Here is a 12,072-nt window from a genome sequence, read left to right on the forward strand (position 1 = left end):
CGGCGGGGGACATCCGATGGCCCGGTTCGTCATCCGGCGGCTGCTGCAGTCCGCCGTCGTGCTGCTCGGCGTGACCCTGGTCGTGTTCCTGCTGCTGCAACTGGTCCCCGGTGACCCGGTCCGGGTCGCGCTGGGCACCCGGTTCGACCCGCAGACCTATGAGGCGCTGCGGGCTCGGGCCGGGCTGGACCAGCCACTGGTGGTGCAGTACTTCGACTACCTGCGGCGGGCGTTGACCGGCGACCTCGGGGTCAGCTTCCGCAGCGGCCGCCCGGTCACCTCGATCGTGTTGGAGCGGCTGCCCGCGACGCTGTCGCTGGCGGTCACCGCCGTGCTGTTCGCGCTGCTGATCGCCGTACCACTCGGCATTCTCTCGGCCGTGCGCAGCGGCTCGTTCATCGACCACGCGGCACGGGTGTTCAGCCAGTTCGGGGTCTCGGTGCCCGACTTCTGGATGGGCATCATGGGCATTCTGCTCTTCGCCGGGGTCCTCGGCTGGCTGCCGCCCTCGGGCTACGTGGCGCTCACCGAGGATCCGGCCAGGTGGGCCTCGCACGTCGCGCTACCGGCAGCCACGGTGGGACTGGTCACCGCCGCCATCCTCACCCGCTTCATCCGTTCCTCGATGCTGGAGGTGCTCGCCGAGGACTACGTGCGCACCGCCGAGGCGAAGGGCCTGCGCACCCGTACGGTGGTGCGGCGGCACGTGCTGCGCAACGCCCTGATCCCGGTGGTGACCGTGGTCGCCGTGCAACTGGCCAGCCTGCTCGGTGGCGTCATCGTCATCGAGGTGCTGTTCGCCTGGCCCGGCATCGGTCGGCTCACCTACGACGCGGTCCAGGCCCGGGACTACCCCGTGCTACAGGGGGCCGTACTGCTGGTGGCCGCCCTGTTCCTGCTGATGAACCTCCTGGTGGACATCCTCTACGCCCGCCTCGACCCGAGGATCACGGTCGAATGAGCGAGACGACCGGGCGCAGCAGCGAGGGGCAACTACGCCGGACGCTGTCGGCCCTGCGGCACGACCCGCTCGCCTTCACCGGCAGCGCGGTGCTCGTACTGCTGGTCGTGGTGGGTGTCGCCGGAACGTGGCTGGCGCCCGCCGGCGTCAACGAGGTGGACGTCGACCGGATGCTGCAGGCGCCCAGTTGGGCACACCCGTTCGGCACCGACGAACTCGGCCGCGACGTACTGAGCCGGGTCATGATCGCGGCCCGGGTCTCGCTCCAGGTCGGTCTGGTCAGCGTCGGCATCGCCCTGACCGTGGGCACCACTCTCGGGCTGCTCGCCGGCTACTACCGGGGCTGGCTCGACAACGTCCTGATGCGCTGCATGGACGTCCTGTTCGCCTTCCCGGTGCTGCTGCTCGCGGTGGCCATCGTGGCGGTGCTCGGTCCGGGGCTGCTGACCGCGACGATCGCCGTCGGGGTGGTCTACACCCCGATCTTCGCCCGGGTCACCCGCGCCGGCGTGCTCTCCGTGCGGGAACAGGTCTTCGTCCGGGCGGCGATCTCCATCGGCGCCTCCGACCTGCGGATCATGCGCCGGCACGTGCTGCCGAACATCGCGGCGCCGCTGATCGTGCAGACCTCCCTGTCGCTGGCCTTCGCGATCCTGTCCGAGGCGGCCCTGTCCTTCCTCGGTCTCGGCGTGCAGCCGCCGGAACCCGCCTGGGGACGGATGCTGTACGACGGCCGGGGTTTCGTCACCGAGGCGTGGTGGCTGGGTGTCTTCCCCGGCGCTGCCATCTTCCTCACCGTCCTGGCGTTCAACCTGGTCGGCGACGCACTGCGCGACGTGCTCGACCCCCGTCAGCTCACCGTCAGCGAGGCCAGGAGAAGCAGCACATGAGCGACTCGCCGGTGTTGGACGTCGAGGGTCTCGCCGTGACGATCGGTACCCGTCGGGGACCGGCCCGGGCGGTGGCCGGCGTCGACTGGTCCGTCCAGGCCGGACAGACCCTCGCCCTGGTCGGCGAGTCGGGCAGCGGCAAGAGCATGAGCGTGCTCGCCGCGACCGGCCTGGCACCCCGTACGGCGCGGGTGACCGGGCGGGTCCGGCTGCTCGGCACCGACCTGACCGAGGTGTCGCCGGAGCGTCGACGCCGGCTACGCGGACGGCACGTCGGCTTCGTCTTCCAGGATCCGATGACTTCGCTCAACCCGGTGCTGACCGTGGGCCGGCAGGTCAGCGAGGCGGGGGAGGAGCACCTCGGCCTGACCCGCCGCGCCGCCCGCGCCCGCGCCGTCGAACTGCTCGACCTGGTCGGCATCCCCTCGGCCGCGCAGCGGGTCGACGCCTACCCGCACCAGTTCTCCGGTGGCATGCGCCAGCGGGTGGTGATCGCCATGGCGTTGGCCTGCGAGCCGGATCTGCTGATCGCCGACGAGCCGACCACCGCCCTGGACGTCACCACCCAGGCCCAGATCGTCGAGTTGGTGGCCGACCTGCAACACCGGCTGGGTACCGCGGTCGTCTGGATCACCCACGACCTCGGGGTGGTGGCCGGCATCGCGGACACGGTGGCGGTGATGTACGCCGGCCGGATCGTCGAACAGGGGCCGGTGGACGCGGTCTTCGCCCACCCCGCCCACCCGTACACGGTGGCGCTGCTCGCCGCCCGACCCGACCCGGCGGCGCGCGGAGCGGACCTGGTCACCATCCCGGGCGCGCCGCCCAGCCCGTGGGAGCTGCCGACCGGCTGCGCGTTCTTCCCCCGCTGCCCGGTGCGCGGCGACGCCCGGTGCGAACACGAACTGCCGCCGCTGGTGCCGGTCTCCGGGCGGCACCAGGTCCGCACCTTCTACCCGCAGGCCACCGACGGGGAGGACCGATGACCGAGTACGCCGCGGTGCCGCGGCAGCGCGAACCGGCCGAGGTGGTGGCCGAACTCGACCGGTTGAACGTGTGGTTTCCGACCCGGGCCGGTGTGGTCCGCGCCGTGGACGGGGTGTCGCTACGTATCCGCCGGGGCGAGACGCTGGGCCTGGTCGGTGAGTCCGGTAGCGGGAAGTCCACCGCCGGTCTCGCGCTGCTGCGGCTGGTCGACCCGAGCGCCGGTACGGTACGGGTGGCCGGGCAGGACGTGACCCGCTGGTCCCGGCGACGGCTGCGGGCGCTGCGCCGGCGGGTGGCGATGGTGTTCCAGGATCCGCAGGCGTCCCTCGATCCGCGCCGCACCATCGGCGCGAGCATCGCCGAGCCGCTGATCGTGCACCGGCTCGTCGACGGTGCCGCCGCCCGGAGACAACGGGTTGCGGAACTGCTGGACCTGGTCGGCCTGCGTCGCGAGCTGGCCGACCGGCATCCGCACGAACTCTCCGGGGGCCAGCGGCAGCGGGTGGGGATCGCCCGCGCGCTGGCCGGTGAGCCGGATCTGATCGTCCTGGACGAACCGATCGCCTCGCTGGATCTCAGCGTGCAGGCGCAGATCATGAACCTGCTTCGCCGGTTGCAGCGGGATCTGGGGCTGACCTACCTGTTCATCGCCCACGACCTCGCCGCCGTGGAGCACATGAGTGACCGGTTGGCGGTGATGTACCTCGGGCGGATCGTGGAGACCGGGACGCCGGCCCAGATCTGGCGGCGGCCCGCTCATCCGTACACCGCCGCCCTGCTGTCGGCGATTCCGGTGGCCGATCCGCAGGTCGAGCGGCGCCGCCGCCGGATCATCCTGCGTGGCGACGTGCCCAGCCCGGTTGATCCGCCGGCCGGGTGCCGGTTCCGTACCCGCTGCCCGCAGGCCCGGGCCGAGTGTGCCGAGACCGACCCGGTGCTCGTCGAGGTCGACCCGGGGCACCGGGCGGCGTGCCTGTTCGCCGGGGATGCGGTGCGGGCGATGTCGGTCACCGAGCCTCGCCGAGCAGGCGGGTCGGACTAGCCCGTCGGTCGGTCTGTCTTGACGTGTCGGCCAACGCTGTCCACTATCCCTATATGTTTGATGGAGTATGTAGGGCATCGGGGGCCTAGTCGTGTACGTCTCCGCGCGATCGGACTACGCCGTACGGGCCATGCTGGCGGTGGCGCAGCGTCACCCGGAGGTGGTGAAGGCGGCCGCGCTGGCGGCGAGTCAGGACATTCCGTACTCCTTCCTGCAGGGGATCCTGCTGGACTTGCGCCGCGCCGGCCTGCTGCACAGCCTGCGCGGCGCCGACGGGGGTTATGCGCTGACCCGTGACCCCGGGCAGATCACCGTGGGTGACGTGCTGCGGGCCACGGGTGGAGCGCTGACGACGGTGCGGGGGGCGCCGGCCGGGGTGGCGACGTACCACGGGGTGGCCGCCGGGCTGGGCGAGGTGTGGCTGTCGGTGCACCGGGCCATCGAGGGTGTCGTCGATCGGGCCAGCCTGGCCGACCTGCTCGAACCGGGGGCCGGGGCCGCCGGCCGCGCGCCACGGGTGGCGTGAGCCCGACTCTGCCGCGTCGCTAAGGCTTGAAAACCTGTCGAGTTGGTGGGATATTCGGTGCGCGGTCGGCGCGGACGATCGAAGCTGCCGCGCCGGCACCTGCTGGGCGCGGCGACCGTTCGCCGCCTTCGGCGTCGCTGGTGGGGCATCGTGGCCCGACCGTGACCGCAAACCCTGTAGCACCTTCCCGCGGTAACCCAAATCGGGCGTATTCCCTATTTAATTGGTCGGATTTATATAGTGCGGCGCGCACTGGATGGAGGACACGACTGCGATGAGGCACCGGATCAGAACGGCCCTCGCTCTCGCCATGGTCACCGGACTGGCCCTGTCGGGCTGCGGCGGCGGCAGCGCGGCCGGCGACTCCACCACGTTGAACATCGTCGGGTTCGCGGTCCCCGAGGCGGCGAACAAGGCCATCGCCGCGGAGTGGAACAAGACCGAGGCCGGCGACGGAGTCCGCTTCAAGACCTCGTACGGCGCCTCCGGCGACCAGTCCCGGGCCGTGGTGTCCGGCCTGAAGGCCGACTACGTGCACTTCTCGGTGACCAGCGACGTCACCCGGCTGGTCGAGTCCGGGCAGGTGGACGAGGCCTGGGACGACGGCCCGAACAAGGGCATCGTCTCCTCCTCGGTCGTGGTGCTCGCGGTGCGCAAGGGCAACCCCAAGAACATCCAGGGCTGGGACGACCTGATCAAACCCGGCATCGGCATCGTGACGCCCAACCCCGCCTCGTCCGGCGCCGCCCGGTGGAACGCCCTCGCCGCCTGGGGGCACATCTCCGCCAACGGCGGCACCGACGCCCAGGCCGAGGAGTTCCTGACCAAGCTCTTCGCCAACGTCGTGTCGCTGCCCAACAGCGGCCGGGACGCCACCACGACCTTCCTCGGTGGCACCGGCGACGTGCTGCTCGCCTACGAGAACGAGACCATCCTGGCCCGGCAGAACGGCGAGGAACTCGACTGGGTGCTGCCCGACACCACCATCCTGATCCAGAACCCCGGCGCGATCCTGAAGGACGCCGATCCGAAGGCCAAGGAGTGGCTGGAGTTCGTACTCGGTCCGCAGGGTCAGCGGCAGTTCGCGCTCACCGGCTTCCGGCCGATCATCGACGGCGTCGACACCAGCGGCATCGAGGGTGCGAACGACCCGAACAACCCGTTCCCCGCCCCGAAGCAGCTGCTCACCGTCGACCAGGACTTCGAGAGCTGGTCGGCGCTGTCCAAGAAGTTCTTCGACGAGAACGACGGCATCATCACCAAGGTCATCGCGGCCTCCGGGAAGGCGAAGTGACCTCGTCCACGCTCGCCCCGCAGCGACCGGCGGCCCACCGCCGGTCGCTGCGGGGCGGCCTGCCGCTGACCCGGGTCTCCGGGCTGGGCCTCGGCGTGGCGATGGTGTGGTTCAGCCTGCTCGTGCTGATCCCACTGGCCGCCGTCGCGGTGGCCGCGGCCGACGGCGGGTGGGCCGGCTTCTGGCGTACGGTCACCAACGACCAGACCGCCGCCACCATCCGGCTCACCGTGGGCACCGCGCTGCTCGTCACCCTGGTCAACATCGTCATGGGCACCCTGATCGCCTGGGTGCTGGTGCGGGACCGCTTCTTCGGCAAACGCGCGTTGGAGATCCTCATCGACGTGCCGTTCGCGCTGCCGACGATCGTCGCCGGCCTGGTGCTGCTGGCGCTGTACGGGCCGGGCAGCCCGCTCGGGGTGAACATCGCCAACACCCGGATCGCCGTGTTCCTGGCCTTCCTCTTCGTCACGCTGCCGTTCATCGTGCGCACCGTGCAGCCGGTGCTGGCCGAACTCGACCCCGAGATCGAGGAGGCGGCGGCGTCGCTGGGCGCCAGCCGGTTCACCACCTTCCGCCGGATCATCCTGCCGAGCCTCACCCCGGCCATCGCGGCCGGCGCCGCACTGTCGTTCGCCCGCGCGGTCGGCGAGTACGGCTCACTGGTCCTGCTCACCGGCAACCTGCCGATGCGTACCGAGGTGGCCTCGGTACGCATCCTCAGCAGCATCGAGAACGACAACCTCGACAGCGCGGCGGCGGTCGCGGTGGTGCTGCTGGCCATCTCGTTGGCCGTCATCGTCGTACTCGACGTCATCCAGCGGAGGGTGATGCGCCGTGGCTGAACACTCGATCGTCACCCGTACCCAGGTCGGCCGCCGTCCCGGCCGTTACGTCCTGCGGGCCGTGGTCACGGCCTACCTGTTCCTCCTGGTCGCCTGGCCGCTGTACCTGGTCGCCCGCAACGCGTTCGCCGACGGCTTCACCAGCCTCAACGACATCCTCACCGATCCCGATGTCACCCACGCGCTGCGGCTCACCGTCGTCATCGCGGTGACCGCCGTCGTGATCAACACGGTGTTCGGCGTCGGCATCTCGATTCTGCTGGTCCGCTACGACTTCCCCGGCAAGCGGACCCTCAACGCCCTGCTCGACGTGCCGCTGTCGGTCTCACCCATCGTCGTCGGCCTCGCGCTGGTCCTGGTCTACGGCGGCCGCGAAGGCTGGTTCGGCCCGACTCTCGAATCGGCCGGTCTGCAGATCATCTTCGCCACGCCGGGCATGGTGATGGCCACCGTCTTCGTGGCGCTGCCGCTGGTCATCCGGGAGGTCGTACCGATCCTGCAGGAGGTCGGCGACGAACAGGAACAGGCCGCCCGCAGCCTCGGCGCCAACGCCGTACAGACGTTCCGCCGGATCACCCTGCCGGCGATCAAGTGGGGGGTGATCTACGGAGTCGTGCTCAGCCTCGCCCGATCCCTCGGCGAGTTCGGCGCGGTCAAGGTCGTCTCCGGCAACGTGCTGGGCGAGACCCGTACGGCCACCCTCGTGGTCGAGGAGAAGTACCTGAACTTCGACAAGGGCGGCTCGTACGCCACCGCCTTCCTCCTCGCCCTCGTCGCCGTCGCCTGCATCATCGTCGTATCCGTCCTCAGGCCGAAGGAAGACCGTTGAGCATCGAGATTGTCAACGTCGGCAAGCGTTTCGGCGACTTCGTCGCGCTGGACGACGTGTCGGTGAGCATCCCCTCCGGCCGGCTCACGGCCCTGCTCGGTCCCTCCGGCGGCGGCAAGTCCACGCTGCTGCGGATCATCGCGGGCCTGGAACGCGCCGACACCGGGAAGGTGGACATCGAGGGTGTGGACGCCACCCGACTGCCACCGCAGAAGCGCAACGTCGGTTTCGTGTTCCAGCACTACGCGGCGTTCAAACACCTGACGGTACGCCGCAACGTGGCGTTCGGCCTGGAGATCCGCAAGCGGCCCAAGGACGAGATCCGTGGTCGGGTCGACGAACTGCTCGCCCTGGTCCACCTGGAACAGTTCGCCGACCGGCTGCCGTCACAGCTCTCCGGCGGCCAGCGGCAGCGGATGGCGCTGGCCCGGGCACTGGCCGTCGAACCGACCGTGCTGCTGCTCGACGAACCGTTCGGCGCCCTCGACGCCAAGGTCCGCAAGGAACTGCGTGACTGGCTGCGCCGGCTGCACGACGAGGTGCACGTCACCACCGTCTTCGTCACCCACGACCAGGAGGAGGCCCTGGAGGTGGCCGACGAGATCGTCGTCATCAACGAGGGGCGGGTGGAGCAGATCGGCTCACCCGACGACCTGTACGACCGGCCGGCGAACGAGTTCGTGATGCGCTTCCTCGGCCCGGTCACCCAGCTCGGCGACCAGTTGGTGCGTCCGCACGACCTGCAACTGTCCACCGACCCGACCGGCATCGGTGTGCTCGGTCGGGTCGCCCGGGTGACCCGGATCGGTTTCGAGATCCGGGTCGACCTGAGCACGACCGACGGCCAGTCGGTGACGGTGACGCTGACCCGCAACGAGTTCCTCGCCCTGGGCATCCAGGTCGACTCGGAGGTGCGGGTCCGGCTCGCGCCGGGCAGCCCCGCCACGACGGTGAGCGCACCCGCCGCGCGGCCCGCGACGCCGACCCTGGCCGCGGCCGGCTGACCCCCCGAGACATCGGCGGCCCCGGCGATCGAACCCGGCCACCGGCGAGGGCCATCATCCCCACCCCGGCGGCTACCGGCGGCGGCCATCATCGCAGCGGCTGGCGGCTGGCGGCTGGCGGCTGGCGGCTGGCGGCTGGCGGCCCTGTCGAGCTGACAGCGCGAACGGTTCAGCTCGACAGGGCGCGCGGCAGCGGCTATGCGGTGGCGGGTACGTGGTGCGCTACCACGACCGGTACGCCGCGCGGCGGCGCATTGACGGCGGCTCCCGGCAGGCGGGACACTATGCCTATCTGGCAGGTAGGAATAGAGTGCCGTCTGCCAGGGGCGATGACGCCGTGGTCGGAGGAGGGTGGCCTGTGTCGACGACCCAGCTGATCCGTACGGACGAGCAGGCCACCGAGACCGCCCGGAAGCTGGCTGCCGGGTACGCGGCACATGCCGCCACCCGGGACCGGGAACGACGCCTGCCCGAGGCGGAACTGGCCGAGTTGTCCGCCTCCGGCCTGCTCGGGATCACCGTACCCAGGGCCTTCGGTGGCGCCGATGTCTCCGTCGCGACGCTGACCGAGGTGTTCCGGACTCTCGCGGTGGCGGACGCCAGCCTGGCCCAGATCCCGCACAGTCACGTCGTCTTCCTCCAGGCGTTGCGCCTGCAGGGCACGCAGAGCCAGCAGCGACGCTACTTCGAGGCGGCGCTGGCCGGGCAGCGCTTCGCCAACGCCCAGGCGGAGCGCGGCGGCCGTACGGCCGCCGCCGACGCCACCACGCTGCGTCCCCGGGCCGGCGGCGGGTACCTGCTGGACGGCGAGAAGTTCTACTGTACCGGCGCGCTGTTCGCCGACTGGCTGGTCGTCCGCGCGGTGCTGGCCGACGCGGCGGTGGCCCGGACCGGCTCGGGGGCGGCGACACCCGCGGGGGAGGCACGGGACATCCCCGCCGCGCCCACGACCAAGGTGCTCGCCTACCTGCCCCGCGACACCCCCGGGGTGACGGTGCGCGACGACTGGGACGGGATGGGGCAACGCACCACCGCCAGCGGGACGGTACTGCTGGACCGGGTGCCGGTCGACGAGACGCAGGTGGTGCCGTACACGCCGATCTTCGCCCGGGCGACCACCTACGGTGCGCGGGCGCAGGTGCTGCACGCCGCGCTCGACGCCGGCATCGCCCGCGGGGCGTTGGACGCCGCGGTCACCCAGGTCGCCCGGGCGCGGCCCTGGTGGGAGTCCGGGGTGGCGCGGGCCGCCGAGGAACCACTGCTCGTCCAACAGGCCGGCGAGTTGGAGATCCTGGTGCGGGCAGCGGAGGCGCTGCTGCGGGAGGCGGCCCTCACCATCGACGCGGCCGAGGCTGACCTGACCGACGACAGCGCCGCGGGTGCCTCCGTCGCCACCGCGATTGCCAAGGTGGCCACCGCCCGGGCCTCGGTGCAAGCCTCCTCGGCCCTGTTCGAACTCGGCGGCACCAGGTCCGCTGCGGACTCGCTGAACCTGTCCCGCTACTGGCGGGACGCGCGTACCCACACCCTGCACGACCCGGCGCGGTGGAAGGTGCAGCACGTGGGCCGCTGGCTGCTCGACGGTACGCCGCCGCCCCGGCACGGGCAGTTGTAGCGCCGGTCCTCGGGAGTTCCGTGCCCACCGCGGCGGCAGCGGTGATCCGTTCGCGCCGGCGGGGAGTGCGACACTCATCGGCTGTCCTCTCCCTCGCGCGGTCCGGAGGTGGCCTCACGATACCCATATAACCCACCGGCTGGATAGGTTATACCCGGCGACGCCGATTCGACATGCATAGATTGAATGATGGGTATAAGCGCAGTTGGATGGCGCTTCGATAGCCGCCTTGCCGCGCTTGGTGGGCGCTCGATCGGTGCCCGGAGGCGAGGTCCGCTGCTGTGAGCGGGGTCACAGTGGGCGTGACGGTTCGGCGGCGTCACGTTACCGTCCAGGTATGTATCGGAGCACGCGTCTCGTCCGGCGCCGCTTCGTCGACTTCCTCCGGGTGTGCAGCAGCGCCTGTTGAGCCGACGTCGCCGCTGAGCGACCCCTCTTCTGAATCGCCTCGCGCCTGGCATGCAGCGGCGTGAGGAATCGGTGTGGGCACCGTGGCCCCACCTCCGCGAACGCCTTCACCAGCCCACGCCGCCCGGGCGCCGCCCTGCCTCCCCCCGGCGCCGCGCCGCGAATCGTCCACATCAGACGGAGGACCGCCATGACCGCCGCCGCCCCACCGAGCGCTCCCACGACGCCACCAGCCGGCCCGGCCGGCGACCCGGCAGAGCAGGCCTTCGCCCGCGAGTGGCAGCAATGGCACCTCGCGCACGAGCGATCCCTCGCCGCCCCGCACGGCTTCCTCGCCGTGACCGGACTGCACTGGCTCACCACCGGGCCGCAACGCTTCCCGGGTGTGCCGGGCCGGTGGCGCACCGGCCCGACGGGTGTCGCCGTCGAACTGGCGCACGGCGAGAAGCTCGTCGTCGGCGGCGAGACGGTGACCGGACGGCACGACTTCGGCACGATCGCCGAACGCGACGGCGTGACCGTCGGCATCGACGGTGGGGTGCTGGAGATCGCCCGCCGGGGCGGACACGACATCCTGCGCCCGCGCGATCCGGACCATCCACTGCGCACCGGCTTCCGCGGCACACCCGCGTACCCACCGACGAGCCGTTGGGTGCTCAGCGGACGGTTCGTGCCGTTCGACAGTCCCCGACCGACCACCGTAGGCGCCGCCGTGGAGGGACTCCAGCACGTCTACGACGCACCCGGCCGGATCGAGTTCACCGTGGACGGTCGGCGGTTGCGGCTGACCGCCTTCAACGGTGCCACCCCCGCAAGCCTGTCGGTGCTGTTCACCGACGCCACCTCCGGCCGCACCACCTACGCGGCCAACCGGTCGTTGGCGATCGATCCACCCGACGCGCAGGGGCGGGTCACCGTGGACTTCAACCGGGCCACGAACCTGCCGTGCGCCTACACCGACTTCGCCACCTGCCCGCTGCCGCCGGCCGAGAACCGGCTCCCGATCGCGGTCGAGGCCGGCGAGAAGATCCCGTACGAGCGGCTCTAGCCACTCCGAACCCCGCCGGGGAGGCCCCCATGGCACCGCCCATCGACGATCTGTCCGCCGTCGACGCCGACGCCGAGGAGATCCGTAACCTACTGCGCCACCAGGCCAGCACCGTCACCGTGGTCACCGCACCCGGCGCACCCGCGGTCGGATTCACCGCCACCTCCTTCACCTCGGTGTCGCTGGACCCACCTGTGGTGTCGTTCTGCGTGAACAACGGCTCGTCGAGCTGGCCCACCGTGGCCACCGCCCGACACGTCGGCGTGCATCTGCTCGCCCACCACCAGCAGGGTCTCGCGGACACCTTCGCCACCAGCGGAATCGACCGGTTCGCCGCGCCGACCCGCTGGCGTACGGGGCCGGCAGGGGTGCCGATCCTGGACGGCACGCTCGCCTGGCTGCTGTGCCGCGTGATCGACCGGGTGACGGTCGGCAGCCACGCCATCGTGCTGGCCGAGCCGGAACTGATCCGCCGGGCGCAGGCCGGCTCGCCGCTGCTCTACCACCGAGGCCGCTACACCGGCCTGGCAACCGCGGCCGAGGCATGGGCCGCCCACGCGGCCGCCTGACCCGCGGCACACCGGATCCACCGCACCCCTCGCGCTGCCCGACAGGAGACCTCG

General features: G+C 71.3%; 12 protein-coding genes. All 12 read left to right on the plus strand.

The window, feature by feature from the left end; translation table 11 throughout:
* Positions 1 to 16: 16 nt before the first annotated feature.
* The 12 genes from D2L64_RS15045 to D2L64_RS15100 all read left to right on the plus strand — a co-directional run bounded on the left by D2L64_RS15045 (position 17) and on the right by D2L64_RS15100 (position 12,018).
* Positions 17 to 961 (plus strand): ABC transporter permease, encoded by a 945-nt coding sequence (locus tag D2L64_RS15045; protein ID WP_119576897.1) that lies wholly within the window; start codon positions 17 to 19, stop codon positions 959 to 961.
* The gene (locus D2L64_RS15050; protein WP_119576900.1) at positions 958 to 1,851 is read left to right on the plus strand and encodes an ABC transporter permease; all 894 of its coding nucleotides are present in this window, start codon (positions 958 to 960) and stop codon (positions 1,849 to 1,851) included. The genes D2L64_RS15045 and D2L64_RS15050 overlap by 4 nt, the downstream gene beginning before the upstream one ends.
* Positions 1,848 to 2,837 (plus strand): ABC transporter ATP-binding protein, encoded by a 990-nt coding sequence (locus D2L64_RS15055; RefSeq protein WP_119576904.1) that lies wholly within the window; start codon positions 1,848 to 1,850, stop codon positions 2,835 to 2,837. The genes D2L64_RS15050 and D2L64_RS15055 overlap by 4 nt, the downstream gene beginning before the upstream one ends.
* Positions 2,834 to 3,880, plus strand: a complete 1,047-nt coding sequence (locus tag D2L64_RS15060; RefSeq protein ID WP_119576907.1) for an ABC transporter ATP-binding protein — start codon at positions 2,834 to 2,836, stop codon at positions 3,878 to 3,880. The genes D2L64_RS15055 and D2L64_RS15060 overlap by 4 nt, the downstream gene beginning before the upstream one ends.
* Positions 3,881 to 3,971: 91 nt before the next feature.
* Positions 3,972 to 4,406 (plus strand): RrF2 family transcriptional regulator, encoded by a 435-nt coding sequence (locus D2L64_RS15065; RefSeq protein WP_119576911.1) that lies wholly within the window; start codon positions 3,972 to 3,974, stop codon positions 4,404 to 4,406.
* Positions 4,407 to 4,662: 256 nt separating this feature from the next.
* Positions 4,663 to 5,700 (plus strand): sulfate ABC transporter substrate-binding protein, encoded by a 1,038-nt coding sequence (locus tag D2L64_RS15070; protein WP_233558959.1) that lies wholly within the window; start codon positions 4,663 to 4,665, stop codon positions 5,698 to 5,700.
* Positions 5,697 to 6,545, plus strand: coding sequence for a sulfate ABC transporter permease subunit CysT (gene cysT, locus D2L64_RS15075; protein ID WP_119576917.1), 849 nt, complete (start codon positions 5,697 to 5,699; stop codon positions 6,543 to 6,545). Before D2L64_RS15070 ends, cysT begins: the two co-directional genes overlap by 4 nt.
* Entirely contained in the window at positions 6,538 to 7,374 is an 837-nt protein-coding gene (locus tag D2L64_RS15080; RefSeq protein ID WP_119576920.1) for a sulfate ABC transporter permease, read from the plus strand. The genes cysT and D2L64_RS15080 overlap by 8 nt, the downstream gene beginning before the upstream one ends.
* Entirely contained in the window at positions 7,371 to 8,378 is a 1,008-nt protein-coding gene (locus D2L64_RS15085) for a sulfate/molybdate ABC transporter ATP-binding protein (protein ID WP_119576923.1), read from the plus strand. Before D2L64_RS15080 ends, D2L64_RS15085 begins: the two co-directional genes overlap by 4 nt.
* Positions 8,379 to 8,736: 358 nt before the next feature.
* A complete protein-coding gene (locus tag D2L64_RS15090; protein WP_233558960.1) occupies positions 8,737 to 9,993 on the plus strand; it encodes an acyl-CoA dehydrogenase family protein in 1,257 nt (418 codons plus the stop codon).
* Positions 9,994 to 10,591: 598 nt separating this feature from the next.
* Positions 10,592 to 11,449: a DUF1684 domain-containing protein gene (locus D2L64_RS15095; protein WP_119576929.1), complete on the plus strand. Its 858-nt coding sequence runs from the start codon at positions 10,592 to 10,594 to the stop codon at positions 11,447 to 11,449.
* Between the two features lie 29 nt (positions 11,450 to 11,478).
* The gene (locus D2L64_RS15100; RefSeq protein ID WP_119576932.1) at positions 11,479 to 12,018 is read left to right on the plus strand and encodes a flavin reductase family protein; all 540 of its coding nucleotides are present in this window, start codon (positions 11,479 to 11,481) and stop codon (positions 12,016 to 12,018) included.
* Positions 12,019 to 12,072: the final 54 nt, after the last annotated feature.

Source organism: Micromonospora radicis, assembly GCF_003583405.1.
Lineage (GTDB): Bacteria > Actinomycetota > Actinomycetes > Mycobacteriales > Micromonosporaceae > Micromonospora > Micromonospora radicis.

Excerpts from the sequence above, each read along its gene's own strand:
- D2L64_RS15045 (WP_119576897.1), top strand. The coding sequence starts at position 17 with ATGGCCCGGTTCGTCATCCGGCGGCTGCTGCAGTCCGCCGTCGTGCTG.
- D2L64_RS15050 (WP_119576900.1), top strand. The coding sequence starts at position 958 with ATGAGCGAGACGACCGGGCGCAGCAGCGAGGGGCAACTACGCCGGACG.
- D2L64_RS15055 (WP_119576904.1), top strand. The coding sequence starts at position 1,848 with ATGAGCGACTCGCCGGTGTTGGACGTCGAGGGTCTCGCCGTGACGATC.
- D2L64_RS15060 (WP_119576907.1), top strand. The coding sequence starts at position 2,834 with ATGACCGAGTACGCCGCGGTGCCGCGGCAGCGCGAACCGGCCGAGGTG.
- D2L64_RS15070 (WP_233558959.1), top strand. The coding sequence starts at position 4,663 with ATGGAGGACACGACTGCGATGAGGCACCGGATCAGAACGGCCCTCGCT.
- D2L64_RS15095 (WP_119576929.1), top strand. The coding sequence starts at position 10,592 with ATGACCGCCGCCGCCCCACCGAGCGCTCCCACGACGCCACCAGCCGGC.
- D2L64_RS15100 (WP_119576932.1), top strand. The coding sequence starts at position 11,479 with ATGGCACCGCCCATCGACGATCTGTCCGCCGTCGACGCCGACGCCGAG.